Source organism: Glycomyces terrestris (assembly GCF_003933745.1).
In the GTDB taxonomy this organism is placed as follows: domain Bacteria; phylum Actinomycetota; class Actinomycetes; order Mycobacteriales; family Micromonosporaceae; genus Glycomyces; species Glycomyces terrestris.
Window position 1 is genome coordinate 949,928 of record NZ_RSEB01000002.1, and the last position, 26,733, is coordinate 976,660.

The window sequence follows — 26,733 nt, forward strand, 5'->3', positions numbered from 1 at the left end:
CGCAACGCCTGAGCCGCAACACGAAAGGGCCTCCCGCCGCCGGCGGGAGGCCCTCATCACACCCCTTACGTGCTCAGCGAGTAGCTGTTGACGCGGAAGTCGCGGCCGCCGGCCGAGGAGGTGATCTCCCAGCCCAGCTGGATCTGGTCGATCCGCACGTTCGGCATCCGGCCGGTGTTCACCAGCCACTGGCAGATCGCGGTGATGTTCACCGACCCGCTGGTGAACTGGCTCTCCGCCAGGAAGCTGTAGACGGGGTTGGCCCCGTTCGAGCCCTGGTGGTAGCGCCAGTTGCGGCCGCCGAGGTTGACGGTGGTCTGGTGGCCGCCGATCGGCCCGACCGGGCCGTACCACTGGGTCCAGATCATGATCTCGTGCGCGTGGCCGTTGCCCCACACGTCGTACGCGGTGTTGTAGGCCAGGCCCGACCCGGTCGGCACCGTGACGTTCAGGTTGCTGGACACGTTCCCCATGTTGGAGACGTTGCGCCCCAGCGTGTACGACACGTTCGGGTAGGACTTGATGCCGCCGGTGTTCGGGTGGTTCGCCCACACGCCCCAGTTGCTGGCGGAGTTCGCCCAGATCGACTGCGGCCCGTAGCCGGAGCCCCAGACGTTGTTGTAGAGCGTGTAGGCCCCGGTCTGCCAGCTGCCCCAGCGGTCCGAGGAGGACCAGTTGGCGGCCTGGGCGGGGGATTGCAAAGCGCCGACGGCGCCCGCGGTGGCCAGGGGAGCGGCCAGCGCGGCGGTGAGGAGCGATCTGCGTCGCATGGGCGAGCGCCTTTCTCGTGACACACGGATCCAATCGTCGACATTCATTCGATGAATCTCGATGTTTAAATTAGATCATACGACCCAATTAATGTCTAGGCCCGAATCCTCCGGATCTGCCCCCGCCGTGATCTCGGTCTCCGCCGTCCCGCAGTCCGGTCGCCGCGCCGCGTCGGCCGCGGAACCGCCGCCCCCGCCGCGTAGCATTCACGGATGTGAAGACCTTCGAGCAGCTCTACGCCGAACTTTCCGAGAAAGCAGTCACCCGCCCCGAGGGCTCCGGCACCGTCGCCGCCCTCGACGCCGGCGTCCATGCCATCGGCAAGAAGATCGTCGAAGAGGCGGCCGAGGTCTGGATGGCCGCCGAGTACGAGTCGGACGAGGCCGCGGCCGAGGAGATCTCCCAGCTCCTCTACCACCTCCAGGTGATGATGGTCGCCCGCGGCATCAGCGTCGAAGACGTCTACCGGTACCTCTAGAAAGGCCCATCCGCATGCTCCGCATCGCCGTGCCGAACAAGGGCGCGCTCTCCCAGGGCGCCACCGACATCCTCACCGAGGCCGGCTACCGGCAGCGCCGGTCCAGCCGCGACCTCCAGTCCCTCGACGCCGACAACGGCGTCGAGTTCTTCTACCTGCGCCCCGGCGACATCGCCACCTACGTCGCCTCCGGCGACCTCGACCTCGGCATCACCGGCCGCGACCTCGCCGTCAACTCCGGTGCCGAGGTCGACGAGGTCCTCGCGCTCGGCTTCGGCCGCTCCACGTTCCGCTACGCGGCCCGCCCCGGCGACGTCGACTCCGTGGCCGGCCTCGACGGGAAGCGCATCGCCACCTCCTACCCGGGCGTGGTCCGCCGCGACCTCGAGGCCCACGGCGTCAAGACCGAGATCGTCAAGCTCGCCGGCGCCGTGGAGAACGCGATCGCCCTCGGCGTCGCCGACGCCATCGCCGACGTCGTCGAGACCGGCACCACCCTCAAGCAGGCCGGACTCGCCGTCTTCGGCGACCCGATCATGCACTCCGAGGCCGTCATCGTCCGCAAGACCGCGGCCGACGCCGGGCAGGCGCCCGAGCGCGCGGTGGAGCAGCTGCTGCGGCGCCTGCGCGGCGTCCTCGTCGCCCGCTCCTACGTCATGCTCGCCTACGACGTGCGCGCCGAACTCCTCGAAGCGGCCGTCGAGCTCACCCCCGGCATCGAGTCCCCGACGGTCTCGCCGCTGCATCGGGAAGGGTGGGTCGCCGTCCAGTCGATGACCGAGCGCGCCGACCTGCACCGCGTCATGGACGCCCTCTACGACCTGGGCGCCCGCGGCATCCTCGCCTCGAACATCGACGCCTCCCGCCTCTAGGCGGCGTCACGACAGCCGCGGCCGCTCCAGGGCGGCCGCGGCGTCCGCCCGCTCCCGCAGCTCGGCGGCCATCGCCACCGCCTCCCGCGCGTCCCGGTGCAGCGCCACCGCGTCGTGCCCGAGCCCGCCCGCGGCCAGCGCCCGCACCGTCGCCAGCCCCTGCATCCGCTGCACCCGGCCCTGCGTCACCTTCACCGACTGGATCCGCGCGTACGGCAGCGCCACATGCGTGTTCACCCATAGGCCGTGCCGCACCACGAACGCCCGGTCCGTCAGCGCCGCCCCGGTCCGCTTCCAGCGCAGCGGCATCCGCCACCGCGCCCGCGCCGGCGGCCGCGCCGTCTCGAACACGCTCGGCAGGTCCGGCACCGCCGCGGCGGCCACCACCGCGACCTCCTCCGGCCCGCCCACCGGCAGCGCCGTCACCGACTTGACCGCGGACGCGCTCTGCTGCGCCACCGCCGCCGTCCACACCTCGACCCGCCGCCACCGCCGCGACCGCCACAGCACCGGCTCGTCGAAGCTCACGCCCGTCACCCGGTCCACCGGCACCGTCTCGTGGCTGGTGTCCGTCAGCCCCCGCTGCACGAGCAGGTTCGGGCCGTCGCGCCCGATCCTGAAGCGGCCGTTGCGCAGGAACCGGTTCACCATCGCGACCGTCGACTGGAGGTACCCCAGCAGCGCCGGCGCGAAGAAGCCCACCCACAGCGTGGTCGCCACGGTGCTGAACCCGAAGATCGAGCCCGTCACCGCGAACGCCGTCCCGAACACCGCGACGGCCGTGATCTGCACCGGCAGCGCCTCCAGCAGCGAGGCGAGCGCCAGGCGCTTGACGGTCACCTGCGGCACCAGCAGGCCCGCGTCCCGCTCCGGCACCGCCTCGTCGGCCCCGGCCGGCTCCTGCGGCGCCGCCGCCGGGCGGCCCGCGATCGCCAGCAGCTCGGCGCGCAGCTCCAGCGCCCGGTCGGCCTTGAGGTACGCCAGCTTCGCGTCCGTGCCGTCGCCCCCGGCGACCTCGATGTTCAACTGCGCCAAGCCGAACAGGCGCGCCCGGATCGGCCGCGCCAGGTCCACCGACTGGAGCCGGTCCAGCGGCACCGTGCGGTGGCTGCGGGTGAACACGCCACCGTAGATGTGCAGCTCGCGGCCCCAGATGACGAAGCCGCGGTACTGGAGCGCGATGAGGCTCGCGATCCCGCCGACCACGGCCGCGCCGAGCGCGATGTAGATCGCGAACAGGAAGTTCCGCGACGTGAACGCCTGGATGCCCGCGGCGGCGACGGCCGCGGTCAGGAACCGGAAGCTCTCCAGGAGCGGCGTGAGCGGGTGCAGGCGCTGGCGCTGCACGCCCGCGGGCGGCGCGCTCGGCGCCGGATCGGCCGGCGCGGGCCCGTACGGCGCCTCGGCCAGCGGGGGAGCGGGCTCGTCGCTCACAGGCCCTCCCGCACCTCGGCGGCCCGGACGGCGAGCCGGTCGCGCAGCGCCGAGGCGGCGGCCGGGTCGAGCCCGGGCACCTCGGTGGTCGAACCGAGGGCCGCGGTGCGCACCTGGAGCGTGGTCAGCCCGAACATGCGCTCGATGGGCCCGGCGGAGAGGTCGATGAGCTGAATGCGACCGTAGGGGACGATGCTCAGCCGCCGCGTCAGCAGCCCGTGGCGCACCAGCAGGTCCTCCTCGCGCTCGGCGAAGCCCCACGTGGCGACCGTCCGCGACACCGTCCACGCGCGCAGGCCCGCGAGCACCGCGTATCCGCCGAGGGCCCACAGCGGCCCCTCCCAGCCGAGCCAGATCGTCAGCGGCACGGCCGCCGCGACCGCCAGGAGGAAGACGTTGATCAGGCTCCGCAGCACCCACACCGTGCGCAGCCGCGGGGACATCGGCTGCCATGTGAGCTCGCCGGGCCACAGGTCCCACACCGGGATCGCTTTCGGACTCATGCCTCGATCATTCCACTCGTCGCGCCTCGCACGGGAATCCGCGCGCGGTGAGGAAGTCGCGCAGCACCGGCAGGTGCTCCTCGCAGGCGGCCCAGCGCTTGACGCGGTCGGCCCCGTGGATGCGCGGATTGCGCCACAGCAGCATCCAGGCGGCCTCGCGGCGGCAGCCGCGCGAGGAGCACACGGGCGGGCGCTCGCCGCCGGGCGCGGCGGTCTCGGAAGCTCGGTCGGACACAGTGCGATTGTGCGTCATCGGCCTCAGCCGTGGCGAGGCCACACGGCTGTGTCGATGAACGCCTCGACCGCCTCGATCACGTCCGCGAGCGCGTGCGCCGAGTCCACGAGCGGCCGCCCGCGCAGGAACATGCCGTGGTCGGCGCCGCGGATCTCGCACACCTCGCCGGGCAGCTCCCGCGCGAGCGCCTCGTTCCAGGCCGGATCGGCGGTGCCGCCGATGAGCAGGAACGGCGCGGTGGCGCGGCGCAGGGCCTTGACGATCGGGTAGTGCTGGAGGAACGGCGTGAACCAGATGGCCGGGAGACCGTGGTGGGCCGCGAGCAGGGCCGCGGCCGTGCCGAGGGACTTGCCGACCAGGAGCGGCGGGTCGTCGTTGTGGACCCGGTCGAGCACGGCCTCAGTCTGCTCGCACACGCCCTCGACCATGGTCTGGTGGTCGGCCGCGAGCCGGTCGACGTCCGTCCACTGGATCGGGTACGTGTGCGCCCCGCGCGATTGGAGCGCCACGTGGGTGTACATCAGCAGCGGGCCCTGGACGCTGTAGTTGCGTCCGGGAAGGAGGAGGGCCTGGCGACGGCGGGGCATGAGCGTGATTCTAGTTGCGGTCCGGCCCGGGTTCCGTACGCGAGCCGTCACCGCGCGCGGAGAAAAAGAAGACCCGCACGACCACGGGGGAAGTCGTGCGGGTTGGAGAAAGCATAGCGCTCCGACATTTCGCAGCAACGGATTGAATCGGCGCGGCGTGTCACGCTCCAGGGCAAAAACCCCCTGGGGGTTTGCCGCGCCGCGGCGCTGGCAGTCTAGACCTGCTGCGCCCCAAGGGGTTCGGGGTGAACTGTCGGGTTCCCGACAAAAGGCGGTGCGAAAGCCCGAAACGGGTCCCTCCGGGCCCCTGCGGCCCTCGAACCGGCGCACTACCATCGACAGCACCGGACCGAACCGCGCCACCGAGACTGGAGCCGATATGGGATCACCCGAGGGATCGGGGTCGAACGGACTGCCGACGCCGGCCGAGAACGCCGCCCTGCTGGAGAAGGCCCTGTTCGAGATCAAGAAGGTCATCGTCGGCCAGGACGCCCTGGTCGAGCGCATGTTCGCGGCCCTCCTCGCGCGCGGCCACTGCCTCATCGAGGGCGTGCCCGGCGTCGCGAAGACCCTCGCGGTCGAGACCATGGCCAAGGTCGTCGGCGCCGAGTTCAACCGCATCCAGTTCACCCCCGACCTGGTGCCCGCCGACATCGTCGGCACCCGCATCTACCGGCAGTCCTCGGAGTCCTTCGACGTCGAGCTCGGCCCGGTCTACACCAACTTCGTGCTCGCCGACGAGATCAACCGCGCCCCCGCGAAGGTCCAGTCCGCGATGCTCGAGGTCATGGCCGAGCAGCGCATCTCCATCGGCGGCCAGACCCACGTCCTCCCCAAGCCGTTCCTGGTCATGGCCACCCAGAACCCGATCGAGCAGGAGGGCGTCTACCCGCTCCCCGAGGCCCAGCGCGACCGCTTCCTGTTCAAGATCAACGTCGGCTACCCCACCGACGCCGAGGAGCGCGAGATCGTCTTCCGCATGGGCGTCGACACTCCCGTGCCCGACAAGGTCCTCGACACCGCCGACCTCCTGCGCCTCCAGCAGGCCGCCGACGGCGTCTTCATCCACAACGCCCTGGTCGACTACGCCGTGCGCATCGTCATGGCCACCCGCAACCCCGCCGCCGCGGGCCTGGGCGCCATCGCCCGGCACATCCAGTACGGGGCCAGCCCCCGCGCCTCGCTCGGCCTCATCCGCGCCACCCGCGCCATCGCGCTCCTGCGCGGCCGCGACTACGCGCTCCCGCAGGACCTCGACGACATCGCGCCCGACGTCCTCCGCCACCGGCTCGTGCTCTCCTACGACGCCATGGCCGACGGCATCACCGCCGACCGCCTCGTCGTGCAGCTCCTCCAGGCCGTCCCGGCCCCCACCGTGACGCCCCGCCAGGACGCCGCCCCGCGCCCCGCCGAACCGGCCTACCAGCAGCCGCCCCAGCCGGGGGCCTGGTAGCCGCGTGAACACCGCCGACCTGCGCGCCCTCGACCGCCTCCAGCTGCTCGTCACCCGCCGCCTCGACGGGCTCCTCCACGGCGACTACCTGGGACTGCTCCCCGGCGCCGGCTCCGAGCCCGGCGAGGCCCGCGAGTACCGCGCCGGGGACGACGTGCGCCGCATGGACTGGCCGGTCACCGCCCGCACCACGGTCCCGCACGTGCGCACCACGATCGCCGACCGCGAACTCGAGACCTGGCTCGCGGTCGACCTCTCGCCGAGCCTCGACTTCGGCACCGTCGGCATGCTCAAGCGCGACCTCGCCGAAGGCGCCGTCGCCGCGTTCGCCTACCTCGCCGGCCGCGGCGGCAACCGCATCGGCGCCGTCGTCACCGAAGGCGGCCCCGCGAAGGCCATCCCGCCCCGGCCCGGCCGCGGCGGCGCCCGCTCGCTCCTGCGCGCCGTCACGGGCCTCCCGCGCGGCGAGGGCGGCCACGGCGCCGTACCTGTGCGCAGCAACCTGGCCGAACTCATCGACAAGACCCGCCGCCACGCCCGCCGCCGTGGCCTCGCGATCGTCGTCTCGGACTTCCTCGAGGACGAGGAGCACCCGAGCGACTGGCCGCGCGAGCTGCGCCGCCTGGCCGTGCGCCAGCAGGTCCTGTGCGTCGAGGTCCTCGACCCCGCCGAGCTCGCGCTCCCCGACGTCGGCGTCCTCGACCTCATCGACCCCGAGACCGGCCAGACCGTGGAGATCCAGACCGGCAACGCCCGCTTCCGGGCCCGCTACGCCGCGGCCGCCGCCGAGCAGCGCGCCCGCATCGCCGCGGGCATCCGCTCGGGCGGCGCCGCCCACCTGCGCCTGTCGACCGGCTCGGACTGGCTGCGCGACATCGCCGCGTTCGTCGCCGAGCGCCGCCACCTCGCCGCTTACCGCTGACCCGCAAGGAGAACCGTTGATCCGCCTGCTCGAACCCGCTTGGCTGCTGGCGCTCGTCCCCGTCGCGATCCTCGCCGGGGTCTACGTCTGGGCCCAGTTCGCCCGCCAGCGGGTCGCCGTCAGGTTCGCCAACGCCTCGCTCCTGGCCAAACTCGTGCCGCGCGTCCCCGGCTGGCGCCGCCACCTGCCCGCGGGCCTGCTCGTCGTCAGCCTCGCCGTCCTCGTCGGCGGCATGACCCGCCCCGCGGTCGACGTCGAGGAGCCCCAGGAGCGGGCCACGATCATCCTCGCCATCGACGTGTCCCTCTCGATGATGGCCACCGACGTCGACCCCACCCGCATCGACGCCGCCAAGACCGCCGCCGCCGACTTCGTCGCCGAGCTGCCCGAGCAGTACAACGTCGGCCTCGTCTCCTTCGCCGGCTACGCCTCGGTCGTCGTGCCCCCCACCAAGAACCGCGCCGAGGTCACCACCGCGATCAACGGCCTCACCCTCGCCGAGGCCACCGCCACCGGCGACGCCGTCTTCGCGTCCCTCCAGGCCGTCCAGCAGGTCATGCCCGACGAGTCCGGGCAGCTCGCGCCCGCGCGCGTCCTCCTGCTCTCCGACGGCTACCGCACCGCCGGGCGCACCGTCGAGGAGGCCGGCGAGGCCGCCGCCGCGGCCGAGATCCCGGTGTCCACCGTCGCCTTCGGCACCGACGAGGGCGTCATCGAACTCGACGAGGAGCTCGTCTCCGTCCCCGTCGACCGCGAGGCCCTCGCCGGCCTCGCCGAGGCCACCGGCGGCGACTACTACGAGGCCGTCACCGCCGAGCAGCTGCGCGCCGTCTACGAGGACATGGGCTCCTCCCTGGGCTACCGCACCATCGCCGAGGACGTCTCGCAGTGGTTCATCGGCACCGCGCTCGTCCTCCTGTTCGCCGCCGCCGGCCTCTCGCTCGCCTGGACCTCCCGCCTCACCTGAGTCCGGCACCACACGGTGCGTGAAGGCCCCTTCGCCCCTGAAGTGGCTCGTCGCTACGATCGTCGGTGGCTTCATACAAAGAACATGAGGGAGTTCGGACAATGGCGCGCACGGTCCTGGTCACCGGAGGCAACCGCGGCATCGGCCTGGCGATCGCCAAGGCGTTCGCGGCCCAGGGCGACAACGTCGCCGTCACCCACCGCGGCTCCGGCGCCCCCGACGGCCTCTTCGGCGTCCAGTGCGACATCACCGACACCGCCTCGGTCGACGCCGCCTTCACCGAAGTCGAGGACAAGTTCGGCCCCGTCGAGGTCGTCGTCGCCAACGCCGGCATCACCGACGACACGCTGCTGCTGCGCATGAGCGAGGAGCAGTTCGAGCGCGTCGTCGACACCAACCTCAAGGGCGCCTGGCGGGTCGCCAAGCGCGCCTCCTCGAAGATGCTCCGCGCCAAGTTCGGCCGCATGATCTTCATCTCCTCGGTCGTGGGCCTGTACGGCAACGCCGGGCAGACCAACTACGCCGCGTCCAAGGCCGGCCTGGTCGGCCTGGCCCGCTCCATCACCCGGGAGCTCGGCTCGCGCAACATCACCGCGAACGTCGTCGCCCCCGGCTTCGTCCAGACCGACATGACCGACGCGCTCCCCGAGGCCCAGCGGCAGGCGTACCTCGACTCGATCCCCGCCAAGCGCTTCGCGACCGGCGACGAGATCGCCGGGGCCGTCACCTGGCTCGCCGGCGACAGCGCCGCCTACGTCAACGGCGCGGTCATCCCCGTCGACGGCGGCCTGGGCATGGGCCACTAGGCCCGCGACAGTTTTCAAGCAGGAATAACGGAGGAACTCAATGTCTGGAATCTTGGACGGCAAGCGGCTGCTCATCACCGGTGTCATCACCGAGCAGTCCCTCGGCTTCGGCGTGGCCAAGTACGCGCAGGAGCAGGGCGCCGACGTGGTCCTCACCGGTTTCGGGCGCCTCTCCCTGGTCGAGCGCATCGCGAAGAAGCTCCCCAAGCCCGCCCCGGTCGTCGAGCTCGACGCGACCGACCCCGAGCAGCTGGCCGGCCTCGCGGACAAGGTCCGCGAGCACGTGGACGGCATCGACGGCGTCCTGCACGCCATCGCCTTCGCCCCGCCCGGCGCGCTCGGCGGGAACTTCCTGAACACCACGTGGGAGGACGTCGCCAAGGCCGTCGAGGTCTCGACCTTCTCCTACAAGTCGCTGGCCGTCGCCGCGCTGCCGCTGATGGAGAACGGAGGCTCCATCGTCGGCCTCGACTTCGACGCCCAGCAGGCCTGGCCCGTCTACGACTGGATGGGCGTGGCCAAGGCCGGCCTCGAGGCCGTCAACCGCTACCTCGCCCGCGACCTGGGCCCCAAGGGCATCCGCGTGAACCTCGTGTCCGCCGGTCCGCAGCGGACCATGGCCGCCAAGTCCATCCCCGGCTTCGAGGCGTTCGAGGAGGCCTGGACCAAGCGGGCTCCGCTCGGCTGGTCCCTGACCGACTCCGAACCCGTCGCCAAGGCGTGCGCGGCGCTCCTGTCCGACCTGTTCCCGGCCACCAGCGGCGAGATCGTCCACGTCGACGGCGGCTTCCACGCCGTCGGAGTCGAGCGCACCGAGCAGTAGCGGAGGCGGCATGACCACCGAGAACAACGGCTACGACGCCGTCCTGCTCGTCTCCTTCGGCGGCCCCGAGGGCCCCGGGGACGTGCTGCCGTTCCTGCGCAACGTCACCCGCGGCCGCGGCATCCCCGAGGAGCGCCTCGCCGAGGTCGCCGAGCACTACTACCACTTCGGCGGCATCTCGCCGATCAACCAGTGGTGCCGCGAGGTCATCGAGGCCCTCCGCCAGGAGTTCCGCAAGAGCGGCATCGACCTGCCGATCTACTGGGGCAACCGGAACTGGCCGCCGATGCTGGTCGACGCCGTCACCCAGATGACCGGCGACGGCGTCAAGAAGGCCCTCGCGCTGTGCACCAGCGCGTACGGCTCGTACTCCTCGTGCCGCCAGTACGTCGAGGACATCAACGCCGCCCGCGCCGCCGTCGGCGAGACCGCGCCGCAGATCGACAAGATCCGCCACTTCTTCGACCACCCGGGCTTCGTCGGCGGGTTCGCCCGCCGGCTCCGGGACTCCCTCGACCAGATCGAGGACCGGTCGCACACCCGCGTCGTCTTCACCGCGCACTCCATCCCCGACGTCATGGAGGAGTGCTCGGGCCCCGAGGGCGCCCGCTACTCCGACCAGGTCGCCGAGGCCGCCGCGCTCGTCGCCGAGCGCGCCGGCTGGACCGGGCCCTTCGACGTCGTCTGGCAGTCCCGCTCGGGCCCGCCCTCGATGCCGTGGCTCGAACCCGACGTGAACGACCACCTCAAGACGCTCGCCGCCGAAGGCGTCGACACCGTCGTGGTCAGCCCCGTCGGCTTCCTCTCCGACCACATCGAGGTGCTGTGGGACCTCGACAACGAGGCCAAGGACACCGCGGCCGAGCTCGGCCTGCGCTACCTGCGGGCCGGGACGCCGACCGTCGACGCCGACCTCGTGGGCATGTTCCGCGACCTCGTCGCCGAGCGCGTCCAGGGCGCGCCGCTGCGCCGCCTCGGCAAGCTCCCGGTCTGGGACCCGACCGTCGAGGGCTGCTGCCCGGCGCGCCGGCCCCCGGCCCCCGAGAAGCACCGCAACCGCTGAACCCGACCGGGCCCGCGCCCGGCGTCGCCTGCACCGCAAGCAGGCCGCGCCGTCCGCGGGCCCGACCGGTTTCCCCGCAGGTCCCGCCCGCATGACATGCTTAGCGGGTGGACGACGTTTTCATCTGGATCATCGTCGCCGTGATCCTCGGCGCGGTCGAACTCTTCACCGGCACCCTGGTCCTCGCCATGGTCGCCGTCGGAGCCGTGCTCGCCGGCGTCGGAGCCGCGCTCGGCGCACCCCTCTGGCTCCAGGCCGTGCTCTTCGGCGCCGGCTCCGTCGCCTCGATCTTCGGCCTGCGCCCCTTCCTCAAGCAGGCCCTCGAATCCGACAGCGGCGCCGACAAGACCCACCGCCCCTTCGGCACCCGCGCCATCGAGGGCGCCGAGGCCCGCGTCATCGAGAAGGTCGACGTCCGCGGCGGCCTCGTCGAGATCGCCGGCGACAACTGGACCGCCTTCCCGCTCGAGCCCGACCAGCTCCTCGAACCCGGCGACACCGTCACCGTCGTCGAGATCAAGGGCGCGACGGTCATCGTGTGGAAGCAGTCGTTAAGTACCCTCTGCCCATAGCCCGCCGATCCGCCAGACCACTGGAGGCTGAGAAACCATGGAACCCGTCGGCATACTCCTGCTGATCGTCGCCGTCTTCTTGATCATCGTGCTCTTCCGCTCGATCAAGATCGTGCCGCAGCAGTGGAACTACATCATCGAGCGCCTCGGCCGCTACCGCCGCACCCTCGAACCCGGGCCGCGCCTCCTGGTGCCCTTCGTGGACTCCGTCCGCGCCAAAGTGGACCTCCGCGAGCGCGTCGTCAACTTCCCGCCCCAGCCGGTGATCACCGCCGACAACCTCGGCGTCCAGATCGACACCGTGCTCTACTACATCATCACGCAGCCCACCGCGGCCGTGTACAACATCGACGACTACCTCGCCGGCGTCGAGCAGCTCACCACCACCACGCTGCGCAACGTCGTCGGCTCCATGGACCTGGAGAAGACGCTCACCAGCCGCGAGGAGATCAACGCCCGCCTCGCCGCCGAGCTCGACAAGGCCACCGACAAGTGGGGCCTCAAGGTCACCCGCGTCGAGCTGCGCTCCATCGAGCCGCCGCTGAGCATCCGCGACGCCATGGAGAAGCAGATGCGCGCCGAGCGCGACCGCCGCGCCGCCATCCTGAACGCCGAGGGCACCAAGCGCTCCTCGATCCTCATGGCCGAGGGCGAGCAGCAGTCCGCCGTCCTGCGTGCCAAGGGCGAGCGCGACGCCGCCGTGCTCCGCGCCGACGGTGAGGCCAAGGCCATCCAGACGGTCTTCGCGGCCATCCACAACGCCAAGCCCACCGACCGCCTCCTGACCTACCAGTACCTCCAGACGCTGCCCACGATCGCCCAGGGCACCGCCAACAAGGTCTGGGTCGTCCCCGCCGAGCTCACCAAGGCCCTCGGCGGCATCGGGAACGCCTTCGGCGGCGGCGACGCGTCCGGCCCGCGCGAGGAGGAAGAGGTCGAGGTCGACACGAGCGCCCTCGAACTCGACGACTCCGCGCTCAAGGCCCTCGAGGAGGCCCAGCAGGCCGCCCGCGAGGTCCAGGACATCGGCGAGGGCAAGGAGCCGGGCCAGCTGCCGCCCGCCCCGGCCTAGCCCGCACCACGTGACGCCCCCGGACGGCCCGACGGCCGCCCGGGGGCGTTTCCCGTGCCGTAGGGGAGAATCACCGGGTGCCCGACCACGTAATCGAGATCGACGACCCCGCCGACGACCGCCTGGGCGACTACCGGGCGCTCACGGACCTGGCGCTGCGCACCCGCTTCGAGCAGCCCCACGGCCTGTTCATCGCCGAAGGCCACCAGGTCATCGGCCGCGCCCTGCGCGCCGGCTACCGGATGCGCTCGATGCTCATCGACGCCAAGCGCGCCGACCAGCTCGCGCACCTCGCCGGGGACGCGCCCTGCTACACCGCCGGGCCCGACGTCCTCGAATCGGTCACCGGGTTCCACGTCCACCGCGGCGCCCTCGCCTCCTTCCACCGCAAGCCGCTCCCGGCCCCGGCGGACCTCCTGGCGACGGTGCGGCGCCTCGTCGTCCTCGAAGGCCTGAACAACCACACCAACATCGGCGCCGTGTTCCGCGTCGCCGCGGGTCTCGGCTTCGACGGGGTCCTGCTCGCCCCCGACTGCGCCGACCCGCTGTACCGGCGCAGCGTGCGCGTCTCGATGGGGGAGGTGTTCGCGGTGCCGTACGCCTACCTCGAACCGTGGCCCGCGGGCCTGGCGCAGGTGCGCGAGGCGGGCTTCACCCTGCACGGCCTGAGCCCCTCGCGCGGCGCGATCGACATCGGCGAGGTCACCGCCGCCGAGCGCGAGCGCCCCGCGCTCCTGTTCGGCGCCGAGGGCCCGGGGCTGACCGCGGCCGCGCTCGACGCCTGCGACCGCACCGTCGTGATCCCGATGCACGCGGGCGTCGACTCGCTCAACGTCGCGGCCGCGACGGCCGTGGCCTGCTGGGAGCTGTCGCAGCCGACGCCGCGCTAGCCCCGCTTCAGACGCCCTTCGTCAGCGCGTCCGCCACCGAGTCCGCCACCGTCGCCGACAGCGCCTCGACCTGCTCGCGGTCCCCGATGAGGATGAGCAGCCAGAAGAACACCGGCCCGATGAGGAGCGCGTGCACCTTGCGGATGTCCGGGCGCGCCGCGAGCTCGCCGCGGGCCAGGGCCCGGTCGACGACCTCGCCGAGCACGTACTGCTCGCGTCCGATGAACGACCCGGCGAACCGGGCGCCGAGCTCCTTGTCGGCGTGGATGTCGGCGAGCAGCCCGTGCAGCACGTCGGGCGGCGCGGACCCGAGCTGGGCCGCGATGGTGCGGCAGACGGCCGCGAGGTCGCCGCGCAGCGAGCCCGAGTCCGGCGGCGGCTGCTCCTTCATGTCGTGCACGGTGGCCGCGAAGATCATCTCCTGCTTCGTGGAGAACCGCCGGTAGATCGCGGCCTTGCCGATCCCGGCCCGCGAGGCGACCCCGTCCATCGTGAGTTTCGCGTAGCCGCGCTCGGACAGCAGCTCACGCGTGGCGCGCACGATGGCGCCGTCGATCTGCGCGTCGCGAGGGCGACCCACGTTCTGCTTCGGTTCGGCCATGTCCCTAGGATAGAGAACCGACAGTATTGGAACTATCAGTTCCGTAAAGATCGGAGGATCGCATGATCAAGTGGGCCGGTTGGACCTTGACCCTGCTGGGCGCCGGGCACCTCGTCCTCGGCTTCGCGCTCGTCGCGCCGGCGCACGCCGCCGCGTGGGCCGGCGGCGACCTGTGGCTGCCCGGAGGCACCATCACCGACATGCCGGCGGCCGCGGGCGGCTTCTGGCTGACCATCGGCAGCTTCGGCGTCCCGCTCCTGCTCCTGGGCCTGACCGTGCTGTGGCTCGACCGCCGCGGCGTCACCCCGCCGATGTTCGTCGCCTGGGGGATCGGCGCCTGGTCCGTCGTCGCGGGCCTGATCTTCGAGCCCGCGCCGTGGATCGTCGTCACCCTCGGCGCGGTCCTCCTCGGCGCCGGCGTGCGCCGGGCCTACAGCGCGACGGTGGTGAACTCCGACTCGCAGGGCGGGCCCCACGTGTAGGAGAACCGGAGCGCGTCGAGCTCCAGGTGGGCCGCGAACGCCGTGTGCGTGCGCAGCTCCTCCGGATCGGTCTCGACCGGGTGGCGGCACAGCCCCAGCGGACCGCCCTCGTGGTCCCGCATCGCGGCGTGCAGCTGCTCGGTCGACACCGGCGACTCCTTGCCGAGCAGGTGCTCCATCCGCTCGCAGCGGTGGTAGGTCGACACGCGGCCCGTCTCGAGCCAGCTCTGGTAGACCCCGAGCGCCTCAGGATCGCGGAAGTGGTTGGCGTGCACCAGGGGAGCGGTGCCGTCCTGGTAGATCACCCGCGACCCCAGCGGCGAGGTCTCCACGGTCGCGACCCCCGAGGCCGCGCTCCCCACGAAGAAGTTCGCCGAGCACGCGGGCCGCGGCGCGGTGGCGTGGCCGACGGCCTCCGCGAGCGTCGTCGACTGGAGGATCCGCCAGGTGCGCAGATGGAACGGCACGGAGTCGATCTTCCAGTCGTCCGCGCTCGCCCCGAGTCCGTTGACGCACAGCCCGATCCCGGCCGAGTTGATCCCGATCTTGGCCCCTGCGACGCCCGCCTCAGTGAATCCCACCACGGTCGTCTCGCCCTGCTTCCACTGGAGCAGCGCGCCCTCGACCCCGGTGAACCAGTCCCAGTTCTGCCCCAGGTGCGTCCCGCCAGCGGCGAACACCCCGTCGGCCCCGCCGAACGACGTGCACTCCGACCGGATGCCGTCCGCGGTCGGCCGCCCGAACTCGCTCCAGGCGCTGTAGAGCAGCTCGTACCTGGCGTTCAGCAGCGCGATGTCGAGCAGGTTCTGCCCCGAGCCTTCGGCGATGCCGTCCATGATCGCCCGGTACAGCGAGTCCTCCCTGGTGAACACCCCGAGGTACCGCCGCGACCGCTCTGCGAGCTCCGCCTCCTTGATCCCCGACGTGAGCATCCGCGACCGGTACACGGCCACGTTGGAGGCGATCTGCTCCCGCAGCTGCTCGCCGTGCTGCACGCCTTGCCGGTAGGGACTTCCCTGGAGGTGGATGAGGGGCAGTTCAGTCATGCGAGCCATTGTGACAGAAGCGATACCGCCCCGCCACCGTGAATTCAGCGGCCCATGAGCGACTGCTCGACCTGCGAGTAGTGGATCGTCCACCACTTGACCAGGCCGGTCTGCCCCGGCAGCAGGTGGTCGCAGGCCGAGTTGTGGCGCACGTAGTGCCACTCGATGACCCAGTTGTCGGTCAGCCGGTCCCACCACAGCTGGTGCGTCGCGAGCCCGATCTCCGGCTCCCCGACGTCGAACACGCTCCGGTACCCGCCGGCGAACGCCCGGATCCGGTCGCAGTCCAGGCCCCGCTCGTCGCCGTACGTGAAGTAGAACACCGCCGCCCGCGCCATCTCCCGCGCGTACGAGGACACGACCAGCCGGTCCCAGTCCAGGATCGCCGAGATCCGGTCGTCGGGCCCGTGCAGCACGTTGTGCGGGTGCAGGTCCCCGTGCGTGTAGCCGGTGTACTGCGGCGCCAGGTCCGGCGGCCGCCGGTCCCCGAGCCGCACCAGCAGGCCCCGCTTCAACCGCAGCGTCTGCTCCGCGGTGGCCTCGAACCCGGTCTTGTCCCCGCGCCCGGCCGCCACCAGCTCCAGCAGCCGGTCGACCTTCTGCAACGCGGCCTCGGTCGTCGGCGGATTCTCCAGCTTCGGCGCCCGGTCGGCCGGGATCGACGAGTGCAGCGTGCGGTGCAGCCGCCCGATCACCGACCCTAGGTCCCGGCACGCGTCCCGCGACATCGACAGCCCCGACCGGTGCCGCCCGCCGACCCACGGGAAGACGCCGAACTCCTCGCCTTCCAGGAAGATCGTCGACCGCCCGTCCCGGCTGAACACCGGCAGCACCACCGGCACCCCGGACGCGCCGAGCGTCTGGAGGACGTGGAACTGGAACTGGAGCTCGGGTCCGGTCACGTCCCGGAACAGCTTGAGCAGGTACGAACCGCTCGACGTGTCCACCCGCCAGGACCGGTTCATCAACCCGGTCTGCACCCGCTGCATCTGGTAGATCTGGCCCAGATCCCAATGCGCCAGCGCCGCGTCGGGGAGTCGAGGCGCGGTCACGGTCATGCCCCCAAGCGTAGCCGCCGCCCGCCCCCCGCCCCGACCGCGAACCCCCCTTGCGCAACCCTCAGATCAGTCGTGTAAAGTTTCGTCTCGTGCCGGGGCAAGCCAAAAGGCCCAACTGGCAGCCAAAACAAACTCCATATACACTCTCTCTGTGCACGCGCGGGTGGCGGAATGGCAGACGCGCTAGCTTGAGGTGCTAGTGTCCTTTAACGGACGTGGGGGTTCAAGTCCCCCCTCGCGCACAGACAAGAAGGCCCTGGTGACAGGGCCTTTTTGCTATCCTGACGGCGGAAATAGCGGCGATTCTCGGGGCCCGGTTCCAGGGGCGAGGGGCCAAGAAGGGGGCCATCAGATCGCCTCGCGGGTGGTGGTACTCGACCTGAGGGCCCAGGGATCGGTGAAGACCTCGCCGCCTTCGAACCGTGCCGGGCCGAGGGCCTCGAACAGCGCGAGGCGCGCGGCCAGGCCGCTCTTGTCGCAGCCATTGGGCCGGGAGAGGAACGCGGAGTCGTAGAGGCGCCGGCCGGTCGCATCGAGCCCGTAGGCGTTGACGATGAACCCGGTGTATTTCGTCGCCGTGGACGACGGGTTCGCCCTGGACGTCGCCGGGGCCGTGGCGCACGCAGAACTCGATCCAGGCGACCGCGAGCCAGCCGAGCGAGCGGGTCCGGTCGTGCGCGGGGGCGCGCACCAGCGTGCGCGGCACCGGCTACTCCGTCAACCGGCGGCGGCGGGCGTGGAGGTCGGTCACCGGCGCGAGCCGCTGCGGTGCAGGACCTTCGGCCTCGCCGGGAACCCGCACGGTCATCCTCAAGCGGTTACGGTCCTCCACGGTGGCACCGAACTTCGCAGCGCGGAGTCGGATCTCGGCAGCGTCGCGGATGCGGTCGTGCCGATGGGCGGCACAGTGCTTGAGTCGAACATCCTGAGCGAGGATGGCCACGCGCTCACCGCCATGATCCTCACTCTTTGGAACGAGCTGGCGCGTGCGCGGATGCCCGCGTTCAAGCTCGGACGCTATGTCGAACATGAGCAGCTCGGGCTCCATTGGCATTTGCGGTCCAACCACGTGTTTGGCGCGAAGGCGGGCGATGGGCACTGCAATCACGAGGCAGCTAAAGCAGAGGTGTGAGTCCCCAGACTCGTACGGAGGGCGGACCGCAGCACCTACCCGTCGCGCTCCCAGCCCCCTGGGAGTCCTCCCCCTGGGGCCGAGCGAAGTTCAAGCGCACCGCAGTAGAGCCACGGTTTCGAGTGACTGATGTGCGAGAGTGTCGCGCATGGGTGTGAACGCTCATGGTCATCGCCCGAGCGCTCTGTCGGTGCGATCGATCGCGCCAGTCTCCTGTACCGATTGGCTTGTCGGCCTGTTCTCGCATCGGCGCACCCGCGCGTCAGCTTAAATTTGTATGACCTGTAGACATGACAAAAGGTGTATTACGGGCAAACATGGCGAGCGTCAGTGGAATTGGAGTGATGTATCATCGACGAAATCGGGTCTCCGGGTCGACGCTCAGCACCTCGCGGCACCGTCGTATACCGCCCTTGAGGGCGTTACCTCGCAAAACAGCAGAAAATCCATAATTCTGGATTTATCTATTGACAAAGTTGTGCGACAAAACTTAGTCTCGCCTGGTAGAGGCCGCGAGTCTCCCTCGGCAGTGACCGGGGAGTGCTCACCCCGCTAAGGCCTCCTCAACCCGGCAGAGAGAGAACCGACATGACACTCACCAGGCAAGGCAGATTCCGGCTGCGTGTCGCAGCCGTCTGCGCCACACTCCTCGCGCTCGTCGCCGCTGGCGCCGCGGGCATCGTCGGCGCCAATGCGGCCTCAGGCCCCGGCTGCCGCGTCGACTACACCGTCAAGTCCGAGTGGACCGGCGGATTCATCGGCGACGTCGTCGTGACGAACCTCGGCGAACCGGTCAAAGGCTGGAAACTGAAGTGGTCCTTCCCCTCCGGGCAAGGCGTCACCAACGATTGGGCCGCCAACGTCAAGACCAAGGGCGCGGACGTCACCGCGAAGAACCTGAGCTACAACAAGAAGATCGGCACCGGCGAGTCGGTCTCCTTCGGATTCGCCGGATCGTGGACCGAGTCGAACGAGGCCCCGACCTCGTTCAAGCTCAACGGCACCACCTGCGAGTTCACGGTCAGCGGTCCCTCGGAACTGACCGCCATCGAAACGGTCGCCGCCATGGAGCCCGGCTGGAACGTCGGCAACACGCTCGACGCGATCCCCGAGGAGACCTCCTGGGGCAACCCGCTGATCACAGAGGAGCTCCTCGACACGGTCAAGGCCGCCGGCTACAAGTCCATCCGCCTCCCCGTCACCTGGACCGACTACATCGGCGAGGCACCGTACTACACCATCGACTCGGCCCGGCTCGACCGCGTCACCCAAGTCGTGGACTGGGCGATCGAGCGCGACCTCTACGTTCTGCTCAACCTGCACCACGACTCCTGGATGTGGATCGACGACATGCCGACCGACCACGACGGCGTCGTGGCGAAGTTCGACGCGGTCTGGACCCAGCTCGCCGAGCACTTCAAGGACTACCCCGAACTGCTCGTGCTGGAGAGCAACAACGAACCGCAGTTCGCCGGCACCACGCACGAGGAAGGGGACGCCTACAACGACGAGCTCAACCGCCTCTTCCACGAGATCGTCCGCAGCTCGGGAGGCGAGAACGAGGACCGGCTCCTGGTCCTTCCCAGCCTCCACACCAACGGCGACCAGGCTCGCATAGATGTACTCAAGACCACGATCGACGAGCTCGACGACGACATGCTCGCCGCGACCATTCACTTCTACGGATTCTGGCCCTTCAGCGTCAACGTCGCCGGGTACACCAAGTACAACGAGGACGTGGAGGCCGACATCGTCGGCACCTTCACCCGCGCCCACGACACGTTCGTCGCCAACGACATCCCGGTGATCATCGGCGAATGGGGGGTCCTCAACTACGACCACACCCGGCCCGGCGTCCACCAGCACGGCGAGCTGCTGAAGTACTACGAGGAAGTCGAGTTCCAGGCCCGCGACAAGGGCATCACCATGCAGATCTGGGACGCCGGCCAGTTCCTCAACCGCAACACCCTCGAGTGGCGCGACCAGCACATCTTCGACTACTTCGAGTCAGGCTGGACCACTCGCTCCGGCACCGCCTCGTTCGACTCGATCTACCTCGAGAAGGACGCCGTGATCGAAGCCGAGTCGCTCACGTTGGACCGCAACGGCCTCGAGTTCGAGGGACTGTGGCACGGTGATTCACCCCTGGCCGAAGGCGATGACTACACCGTCTCGGGCGACACGCTCACGCTCACGCCCGCCGCGCTCACGCGCTTGGCGGGAGATCGCACCTATGGTGTGAACAGCACCATCGAGGCCCGGTTCTCGGACGGCATGCCGTGGCAGATCCATGTGATCACCTACGACAAGCCCGTTCTGGCGGACGCGACCGGAACGACGGAGTCGTTCGTGATCCCGGCGGAGTTCACCGGGGACCAGCTCTCCACCATGGAATCCGTGTACGCCGACGGAACCCCGACCGAGCCTGGAGGCTGGAACTCGTTCAAGGAGTACTGGACCACCTTCAACCCCGACTATGCGGCGGGGACCATCATCCTCAAGCCCGAGCTGCTCAACGCGCTCAACGACGGGCAGACCGTCACGTTGACGTTCCACTTCTGGGGCGCCGGCGAGATCGACTACGAGATCACCAAGAACGGCACTAGCGTCACCGGCTCCGCGCTGTAGCCAGCATACTGATGGGGCCGCCGACACGACCCGCGTCGGCGGCCCCATCACTATGCAGGGCCGCGGCGACGCGACCCGATGCCTGTTGCAGCCCGGACCGGTGGTGTGCCGATGCGGGGCTGTGCGTTAGCCGGTAGTACCGATGACGGTGCCGCCGGATTCGGTGACATAGTAGGTCAAGGTCGCCCCGCTCCAGAAGTAGAGCGTGAGCTTGACCTGTCGGTTGTCCTGGACGTCTTTGAAGAAGGCGTCGCCGAGTACGAGCTGGTTCGCCGCGTAGTCCGGCTTGAACGCCACTCCCCATTCCTTGTAGGAGGTCCAGTCGATCGGCCCGGCGTTGCTACCGTCATCGGTGTAGACCGCCTGCATGGTCTTCATCTGGTCGCCCTTGAACTCGGTCGGGATCGCGAACGTGTTCGCGGCGCCGGTGGCGTTGGCGATCGTCGGGGTGTCGTAGCTGATCAGGCTGATCCGCCACGGTTGGCCCGCCGAGAAGTCGGCGTGCAGGTCGGCGCGCTTGCCGTACTGGCGGTTGCCCAGCAGCTCGGTCAGCAGCGATGCCTTCAGGGTGAGCTCGTTCCCGGAGCGGGTGTAGTCGACGCCTTCGGTGAGCCGGGTGTCGCCGTGCCGCAAGCCCTCGAACTCGAGGCCGTTCGGGTTCAGCGTGACGGTTTCGTCTGCGATTTGGCCGGCGCGCTCGAAGAACACCTGGTCGGTTGAGGCGGTGCCCGAGCGGGTGGTCCAGGCAGCCTGGTACATCCCCCAGTACTCCGGGTCCCGGAACTGAAGGTTGTCGCGGTCGTAGCCGGGAACGCAGTCCCACAGCATGGTCGTGAGGTTCTTCTCCCTGGCGTAGTAGCCGGCGTATTCCAGGAACTTGAGGATCTCGCCGCGTTCGACCTTGCCTTCGACATTGCCGCCCAGCAGGCTGTACTCCCCGATGATGACCGGGATGTCGTTGGCCACGAAGGCGTCGTAGACGTTGTCGAACGCGTCGTGGATGCCGTCGATGACCACTTGGTCGAAGTTGGTCCCCCCGGCGAGGTTCATCGCGAAGGGCCAGTACCCGTAGAAGTGGATCGTGGCGGCGACGTTCGGGTCGCCCAGGTCCGTGAACGTCTGCGCCAATTCGTCGACGGGGGTCTGATCTCCGCTGGTGTGCAGCGTCGGCAAGACCAGCACCCGGTCGGCGTTGCCGCCGCCGGTGCCGCGAACGATCTCGTGGAACTGCTTGTTGAGCTCGTCGAGGTAGCCGTACTTCTCGGCGTCGGTGGCGTCGTAGAACTGAGGCTCGTTGATGCTCTCGAACAGGAGGGTCGGAGGGTAGTCACGGAAGCGCTCGGCGATTGCGGTCCACAGCGCCTCGTTGCGGGCGAGGATCTCTTCCCTGTTGGTCTTCATGTCGGCCAACCAGATCCACGAGTCGTGGTGGACGTTGAGCAGCACGTAGAGGCCTTCTTCAATCGCCCAGTTCACCACTTCCTCGACGCGGTCGAGGTATGCAGGGTCGATGGCGTAGTCGGGCCCCTCGCCCTGGTGCTCGTTCCAGGTCACCGGAAGGCGGAGGCTGTTGAACCCCTCGTCCTTGACGTCGGCGACGAGCGCCTGGTTGATCGGATAGTTGCCCCAGGAGGTCTCGTCGGGGATCGCATCGAGCGAGTTGCCGAGGTTGAAGCCCGGCTGCATCGCGGCCACGGTCTCCATCGGCGTCAGGTTCCCGGGCGGTGTCTCGGTCGGCTCTTCTGAAGGGATGGTGCAGGTGGCGCCGTTGAGGGTGAACGCGGTCGGGAGGTCGTTGCGCGCGCCGAACGAGCCCGCGAAACCGAACGACACCGCGGCGCCGGAGGCGAGTTCGCGGTTGTAGCTGACGTTCTTGGCGGTGGCGGTGCCTCCGGAAACGGTGACATCCGCGTTCCATGCCTGGACGACGGTCTGGCCGGACGGGAACGACCACTGGAGATTCCAACCGTCCAGGGCAGCGCCGTGATTGGTGACGGCCACATCGGCGATGAAACCGCCGGGCCACTCGCTTCTGACTTGGTAGTCGACCTCGCAACCGCCTGAGGCGGAGGCGACCTGAGGCAGGATGACTCCGAGCCCGGCCGCCAAGGCGGCGACGGCTGCGACGATCAGGGAGATCCTTCTTCGTCTTCCATGTGCGGTGCCTGTCATGGCGCTCCTCATGCTTTCTCTGGATGGTCGGCATCGGGTCCTGGGCCGCTTGCTGCGACTCCGGACCGGGATGTCCGGGGCTCAGCACTATTCGAACTATGTACATACATGGATATGTACGAACGGATTCGTTCGCCCGTGCCCACGGTCGATCGGGGGAGCTGCTCGCGGCGGGCCGTGGGGATGCCGTCTCGGCCGATTTCCTACTCAAGCGACAAGTCATCAGACATGTCGATGCTTCCGATAGCATGGCATACGTGGGTGTTCAGTGCAACATGCTGTACGAGAAGGGGTGTGCGGAGGCTCAGACCATTAAATTTGACTGACAAATATCGAACAGTCGGTCGGCTACATGGTCGGTCTCGAACCGGCCTGACGGATGGCGCGGGGTGGAGCACCGAGCTCTTGGCGACAAGCCTTGTTGAACGCCTGGAGGTTCGGGATGCCGATGGAGGCGGCCACGGCTGGAATCGAGAGTGTGGACTCGCGCAGGAGGTGTTCGGCGCGGGCGAGCCGGCGGTGGCGGACGTAGGCGACCACTGTCATACCCGTCTCGGCTCGGAACAGTCTCGTCAGATGGTTGTGCGACACCTTCGCGGCGGCGGCTATCTCAGGAACCGAAAGCGGTCGCGGGAGCTGCTGCTCGATGTATGCGAAGGCAGCGGCAAGGGCCGGATGGCTTCCGCCTTGGAACTCGGCTGGGCGGAGTCGAACGGTGCGCCACAGTGCGGTCCAGACTTCAGCGGCGGCCTGGGCAGGGGAGTCGCTGAGGGCCGCGACGGCGCGCCGCAGCGACTCGGCGAGGGCTGAAGCAGCGTCGCCGGCCTCCTGGACGAGCGGCAGCGTGTGAGGCGTCCCCTGCGTCGAGGGCCGCAGATGCGCGTAGAGGTGCTCGGATCGCCCTCGGTAGCGGAAATGCACGTCAGTGTCGGCGAGGATGAGACTGACGCGGCCTGGCGCGATACGGTGCCGGGTACCGTCCACTTCCAGGTCGGCGTCGTATTGATAGAGGTGGAACTGCCACAGGTCGGGCAGCCGGAACCGGTCGTCCGGGCTGTTGAGCCCGTGAATGGCGAACCCCGCGTTCACCACCTTCGGCGGGGCGTCGAGGCACACAGTCACGTCACGCACTTTGAAAACCAACCACAGACGGCCGCAGCCGTCCACTCGGGGGAAGGTCTCAGTCGACCTGGCTTCGGTCGGGTGATGATAATCAACCACAACTGGGTGATAATCGACCAGTGAGCCGTGCGGATCCGTTCCTAGTCTCGGCGTATGACCGCAACCTGGCGCCCCTCACGCCCTGTCCGAGTCGAAGCCGATTCCCGCGCGGCCGGCGAGCCGCTCCACCATCACTGGAGCCAGGTCGTCGGAGCCGGCCGAGCAGCCGAGGGTCTGCGCGCCAACTGGCAGGAGCATTTGCGCACCGTCGCGGGCGAATGCGGCTTCCGCTACGTGAACTTCCACGGCCTGTTCCATGACGACATGTTCGTATACCGCATGGCCGAAGACGGTCCGGTGTACAACTTCCAGTACATCGATGAGGTCTTCGACCGCCTTCTGGAGGCCCGGGTGCGGCCGTTTGTCGAGTTCGGGTTCTCCCCAGGCGACCTCGCGCGGGAGAAGTCCACCGTCTTCTGGTGGGGCGGGCACGGCTCGCCCCCGACCGATCTCACCGCATGGGCTGCGCTCATCACCGTCACCGTCGAACACTGGCGGGCGCGCTACGGGCCACGGGAGGTCCGAAGCTGGTACTTCGGGGTCTGGAACGAGCCGAACTTCGACGCGTTCTTCCGGGGCACGCGCACGGAGTACTACCGGTTGTACGCCGCGACCGTGAAGGCGCTGAAGGAGCTCGACCCGGAACTCCGCGTCGGCGGGCCCGCCACCTCGAACTTCGTGCCCGACGCCCGCAACGAGGGCGAGACTGAGGACGGCACCGCTTTCGCCGTCCTCGAGCGGCCGGAGGATGCCGAGGCACTCGAATGGCGACCGGTGTGGATCGAGCACTTCCTCGACCACTGCGCCAAGGAAGGTCTCCCGGTCGACTTCGTCTCCTGCCACCCGTACCCCTTGGCCTGGGTCCTCGACGGCGATGGCAGAGGCATGACATTCAGCCGGCACGCCAGCGCCGCTGCGGACGATCTTGCCGCCCTGCGTCGCATCGTCGACGCCGGCCCCTTTCCCGAGGCGGAGATCCACCTGACCGAATGGAACTCATCGCCGTTCCCACGCGACCACACTCACGACTTTCCGCAGGCCGCGACCTTCATCGTGAAGTCGAACCTGGAGACCATCGGTCTCGTCGACTCACTGTCCTACTGGACCTTCACCGATGTGTTCGAGGAGCCGGGCGCCGGCGCCACCGTCTTCCACGGCGGCTTCGGCATGATCAACCACCAGGGGATCGTGAAGCCGAGCTTTCACGCGTACCGCCTGCTGCACACCCTCGGCGACGAGCTGCTCGCCCGCGTCGACGGCGCCGTGATCACCCGCGATTCCACCAACGGCAAGATTTCCTGCCTTGCCTACCACTACCCCGATGAGGTGACCACCTCGGTTCCGGTGTCCGAGCCGGGACGGGAGGTCGCGGACGAAACGCTCGCCACCGGCGGGCCTCGGATACTCGAGATCGACCTCTCCGGCCTCGATCCCGAGTGCCTGCTGACGGTAGAGACCGTCGGGCCGTTCCGCGGCGACGCCCTTGCGGCCTGGCGCTCCATCGGTGAACCCGAGCCGCCCTCCCGCGAGGAGTTGGGTGCGCTGCGTGCCGTCGCCCGCGAGGTGCCGCAGGAGACGCTCAAAGCCGATGCCGAGGGGCGATTGCACCTCCAGATCGGCATGCGGCCGTGGGAGATCGTATCCCTGCGCCAGGTTTAGTCCGGTTCAGAGGCAGCGCTGCGGCGGGTGTGAGCGACGACGGGAGCCCCTCCGGATCGACGAGTTCCCGGGTGTCTTCCGGAGGGCCCGTGCTGCCGACAATCGGAGGCCGACTCGTGAATCGAACGAATGCGGGCGTCCGGGCCCGGATCCGGCCCGGACGCCCTCCCCCTCGCGGACCCTCACCGACCGCGGGCTTATCCCTTCACGGCGCCGGTGATGACGGCCTTCGTGAAGTGCTTCTGGATGAACGGGTACATGATGACGATGGGGATGATGGTGCAGACGACGACGGCCATCTTGAGCGCGGCGGTCGGGGCGGATTCACCTTGGGCCTGGTACTGGGCGGCGGCCTGGGCGCCTTCGGGGAGCCCCTGGGTGGACATGAGCATGCGCTGGAGGACGACCTGGATGGGCTGGGTCTCCAGGCCCGGGGTGTAGAGGACGGCCTGGAAGTACATGTTCCAGTAGCCCACGGCGTAGAACAGGGCGATGACGGCGAGGATCGCCTTCGACATCGGCAGCACGATCGTGAACAGGGTGCGGAACTCGCCGGCGCCGTCCATCTTGGCGGCGTCGAGGAGCTCGCCGGGGATCGAGTTCATGAAGAACGCCCTGAGGATGATGATGTTGAAGGTGCCGACCGCGCCGGGCAGGATCAGCGACCAGTACGAGTTGAACAGGCCGAGCTGCTGCACCACCAGGAACGAGGGGTACATGCCCGGTCCGAACAGGAACGTCAGCAGGATCAGCCACAGGATCGGGCGGTGCAGCAGCGACCCGGTCCGCGAGAGCGCGTAGGCGCCGCAGATGGTCAGGGCCACGCTGATGGCGGTGCCGACGAGGGTGAGGGTGAGGGTCAGCAGCAGCGAGTCGGTGAGCGCGCCGCCGGAGAAGATCTCACGGTAGGCCTGCACGGACACGTCGGTGGGCAGGATCAGCAGGGACCCGCCGGCGCGACCCAGGGCCTCTTCGCTGGCGAAGCTGGTGGCCAGGACCGCCCAGATCGGCAGGACGATCGCGGCGGCGTAGCAGATCAGGAACAGGGCCTTGACCGCTTTGCCGGCGAGCGAGGGCTCCTCGTCCCAGATGGGCCGGTTCTTGTTGCGGCGCTTGCCACCGTGGAGGCGCGCGGGTGTGGTGGAGGCGGTCATGACTTCTGGTAGATCCCTTGCTCTCCGAGGCGGTGCGCGATCTTGTTGGCGACGAGGATGAGGATCAGCCCGATGACGCCCTTGAACAAGCCCGCGGCGGTGCCGAAGGACTCGCCCTGGCTGCCGACGATC

At 69.5% G+C, this 26,733-nt stretch carries 26 protein-coding genes, 1 tRNA gene and 1 pseudogene; 15 read left to right on the forward strand and 13 right to left on the reverse strand.

Annotated features, from left to right (window positions below; all coding sequences use genetic code 11):
- Positions 1–65: 65 nt before the first annotated feature.
- Positions 66–770, reverse strand: a complete 705-nt coding sequence (locus EIW28_RS09820) for a GH12 family glycosyl hydrolase domain-containing protein (RefSeq protein ID WP_125247497.1) — start codon at positions 768–770, stop codon at positions 66–68.
- A 215-nt stretch (positions 771–985) separates the two neighbouring features.
- Between EIW28_RS09820 and EIW28_RS09825 the strand changes: the two genes are divergently transcribed.
- Positions 986–1,249, forward strand: a complete 264-nt coding sequence (locus EIW28_RS09825) for a phosphoribosyl-ATP diphosphatase (RefSeq protein WP_125247498.1) — start codon at positions 986–988, stop codon at positions 1,247–1,249.
- A 14-nt stretch (positions 1,250–1,263) separates the two neighbouring features.
- The gene (gene hisG, locus EIW28_RS09830) at positions 1,264–2,121 is read left to right on the forward strand and encodes an ATP phosphoribosyltransferase (RefSeq protein ID WP_125247499.1); all 858 of its coding nucleotides are present in this window, start codon (positions 1,264–1,266) and stop codon (positions 2,119–2,121) included.
- 6 nt (positions 2,122–2,127) lie between these two features.
- Here hisG and EIW28_RS09835 read toward each other — a convergent pair whose 3' ends face one another.
- Genes EIW28_RS09835 through EIW28_RS09850 form a run of 4 tightly spaced genes read right to left on the reverse strand, consistent with a single transcriptional unit; the run spans position 2,128 to position 4,880 of the window.
- The gene (locus tag EIW28_RS09835) at positions 2,128–3,555 is read right to left on the reverse strand and encodes a PH domain-containing protein (protein WP_125247500.1); all 1,428 of its coding nucleotides are present in this window, start codon (positions 3,553–3,555) and stop codon (positions 2,128–2,130) included.
- A complete protein-coding gene (locus EIW28_RS09840; protein ID WP_125247501.1) occupies positions 3,552–4,058 on the reverse strand; it encodes a PH domain-containing protein in 507 nt (168 codons plus the stop codon). The genes EIW28_RS09835 and EIW28_RS09840 overlap by 4 nt, the downstream gene beginning before the upstream one ends.
- A 7-nt stretch (positions 4,059–4,065) precedes the next feature.
- Positions 4,066–4,293 carry a hypothetical protein gene (locus EIW28_RS09845; RefSeq protein ID WP_125247502.1) on the reverse strand — a complete coding sequence of 76 codons (228 nt, stop codon included), beginning with the start codon at positions 4,291–4,293 and terminating at the stop codon, positions 4,066–4,068.
- A 23-nt stretch (positions 4,294–4,316) separates the two neighbouring features.
- Positions 4,317–4,880, reverse strand: a complete 564-nt coding sequence (locus EIW28_RS09850; RefSeq protein ID WP_125247503.1) for an alpha/beta hydrolase — start codon at positions 4,878–4,880, stop codon at positions 4,317–4,319.
- 379 nt (positions 4,881–5,259) lie between these two features.
- Here EIW28_RS09850 and EIW28_RS09855 point away from each other — a divergent pair, with 379 nt between their 5' ends.
- The 9 genes from EIW28_RS09855 to EIW28_RS09895 all read left to right on the forward strand — a co-directional run bounded on the left by EIW28_RS09855 (position 5,260) and on the right by EIW28_RS09895 (position 13,448).
- Entirely contained in the window at positions 5,260–6,333 is a 1,074-nt protein-coding gene (locus EIW28_RS09855; protein WP_125247504.1) for an AAA family ATPase, read from the forward strand.
- A 4-nt stretch (positions 6,334–6,337) separates the two neighbouring features.
- Positions 6,338–7,255, forward strand: a complete 918-nt coding sequence (locus EIW28_RS09860) for a DUF58 domain-containing protein (protein WP_125247505.1) — start codon at positions 6,338–6,340, stop codon at positions 7,253–7,255.
- Positions 7,256–7,271: 16 nt separating this feature from the next.
- Positions 7,272–8,222, forward strand: a complete 951-nt coding sequence (locus EIW28_RS09865) for a VWA domain-containing protein (RefSeq protein ID WP_125247506.1) — start codon at positions 7,272–7,274, stop codon at positions 8,220–8,222.
- Positions 8,223–8,323: 101 nt separating this feature from the next.
- Positions 8,324–9,028 carry a beta-ketoacyl-ACP reductase gene (locus EIW28_RS09870; protein ID WP_125247507.1) on the forward strand — a complete coding sequence of 235 codons (705 nt, stop codon included), beginning with the start codon at positions 8,324–8,326 and terminating at the stop codon, positions 9,026–9,028.
- Positions 9,029–9,068: 40 nt separating this feature from the next.
- Positions 9,069–9,851 (forward strand): enoyl-ACP reductase FabI, encoded by a 783-nt coding sequence (gene fabI, locus EIW28_RS09875; protein WP_125247508.1) that lies wholly within the window; start codon positions 9,069–9,071, stop codon positions 9,849–9,851.
- A gap of 10 nt (positions 9,852–9,861) precedes the next feature.
- A complete protein-coding gene (locus tag EIW28_RS09880; RefSeq protein WP_125247509.1) occupies positions 9,862–10,914 on the forward strand; it encodes a ferrochelatase in 1,053 nt (350 codons plus the stop codon).
- A gap of 107 nt (positions 10,915–11,021) precedes the next feature.
- On the forward strand, positions 11,022–11,486 hold the full coding sequence (locus EIW28_RS09885) for an NfeD family protein (protein ID WP_125247510.1): 465 nt from the start codon (positions 11,022–11,024) through the stop codon (positions 11,484–11,486).
- Positions 11,487–11,523: 37 nt separating this feature from the next.
- Positions 11,524–12,558: an SPFH domain-containing protein gene (locus tag EIW28_RS09890; protein ID WP_125247511.1), complete on the forward strand. Its 1,035-nt coding sequence runs from the start codon at positions 11,524–11,526 to the stop codon at positions 12,556–12,558.
- A 77-nt stretch (positions 12,559–12,635) separates the two neighbouring features.
- A complete protein-coding gene (locus tag EIW28_RS09895; RefSeq protein ID WP_125247512.1) occupies positions 12,636–13,448 on the forward strand; it encodes a TrmH family RNA methyltransferase in 813 nt (270 codons plus the stop codon).
- 7 nt (positions 13,449–13,455) lie between these two features.
- Here EIW28_RS09895 and EIW28_RS09900 read toward each other — a convergent pair whose 3' ends face one another.
- Positions 13,456–14,049, reverse strand: coding sequence for a TetR/AcrR family transcriptional regulator (locus EIW28_RS09900; RefSeq protein ID WP_125247513.1), 594 nt, complete (start codon positions 14,047–14,049; stop codon positions 13,456–13,458).
- 62 nt (positions 14,050–14,111) lie between these two features.
- Between EIW28_RS09900 and EIW28_RS09905 the strand changes: the two genes are divergently transcribed.
- Positions 14,112–14,531, forward strand: a complete 420-nt coding sequence (locus EIW28_RS09905) for a DUF6463 family protein (RefSeq protein ID WP_125247514.1) — start codon at positions 14,112–14,114, stop codon at positions 14,529–14,531.
- On the opposite strand, the gene EIW28_RS09910 is transcribed toward EIW28_RS09905, so the two are convergent.
- Both EIW28_RS09910 and EIW28_RS09915 read right to left on the reverse strand, forming a co-directional pair.
- Positions 14,480–15,577: a C45 family autoproteolytic acyltransferase/hydolase gene (locus EIW28_RS09910; RefSeq protein WP_158630353.1), complete on the reverse strand. Its 1,098-nt coding sequence runs from the start codon at positions 15,575–15,577 to the stop codon at positions 14,480–14,482. The genes EIW28_RS09905 and EIW28_RS09910 overlap by 52 nt on opposite strands.
- A gap of 44 nt (positions 15,578–15,621) precedes the next feature.
- Positions 15,622–16,635: a phosphotransferase enzyme family protein gene (locus EIW28_RS09915; protein WP_125247516.1), complete on the reverse strand. Its 1,014-nt coding sequence runs from the start codon at positions 16,633–16,635 to the stop codon at positions 15,622–15,624.
- A 157-nt stretch (positions 16,636–16,792) separates the two neighbouring features.
- On the opposite strand from EIW28_RS09915, the gene EIW28_RS09920 reads away from it, so the two are divergent.
- Positions 16,793–16,877: transfer RNA gene (locus tag EIW28_RS09920), tRNA-Leu, on the forward strand.
- Between the two features lie 467 nt (positions 16,878–17,344).
- Here the strand turns inward: EIW28_RS09920 and EIW28_RS25745 are convergent.
- Positions 17,345–17,689: a phage terminase small subunit gene (locus EIW28_RS25745; RefSeq protein ID WP_456298686.1), complete on the reverse strand. Its 345-nt coding sequence runs from the start codon at positions 17,687–17,689 to the stop codon at positions 17,345–17,347.
- A 666-nt stretch (positions 17,690–18,355) separates the two neighbouring features.
- Here EIW28_RS25745 and EIW28_RS09935 point away from each other — a divergent pair.
- Positions 18,356–20,395 (forward strand): cellulase family glycosylhydrolase, encoded by a 2,040-nt coding sequence (locus EIW28_RS09935; protein ID WP_125247518.1) that lies wholly within the window; start codon positions 18,356–18,358, stop codon positions 20,393–20,395.
- Positions 20,396–20,521: 126 nt separating this feature from the next.
- Here the strand turns inward: EIW28_RS09935 and EIW28_RS09940 are convergent, their stop codons facing one another.
- Positions 20,522–22,579 (reverse strand): cellulase family glycosylhydrolase, encoded by a 2,058-nt coding sequence (locus tag EIW28_RS09940; protein WP_197717169.1) that lies wholly within the window; start codon positions 22,577–22,579, stop codon positions 20,522–20,524.
- 336 nt (positions 22,580–22,915) lie between these two features.
- Complete coding sequence (locus tag EIW28_RS09945) at positions 22,916–23,698, reverse strand: AraC family transcriptional regulator (RefSeq protein ID WP_125247594.1); 783 nt, start codon at positions 23,696–23,698, stop codon at positions 22,916–22,918.
- 144 nt (positions 23,699–23,842) lie between these two features.
- On the opposite strand from EIW28_RS09945, the gene EIW28_RS09950 reads away from it, so the two are divergent.
- A complete protein-coding gene (locus tag EIW28_RS09950; protein WP_125247519.1) occupies positions 23,843–25,447 on the forward strand; it encodes a GH39 family glycosyl hydrolase in 1,605 nt (534 codons plus the stop codon).
- A gap of 197 nt (positions 25,448–25,644) precedes the next feature.
- Here the strand turns inward: EIW28_RS09950 and EIW28_RS09955 are convergent, their stop codons facing one another.
- Entirely contained in the window at positions 25,645–26,601 is a 957-nt protein-coding gene (locus EIW28_RS09955) for a carbohydrate ABC transporter permease (protein ID WP_125247520.1), read from the reverse strand.
- Positions 26,598–26,733, reverse strand: a pseudogene (locus EIW28_RS25645) (sugar ABC transporter permease); the annotation flags it as partial. The gene EIW28_RS09955 and the pseudogene EIW28_RS25645, both read right to left, overlap by 4 nt.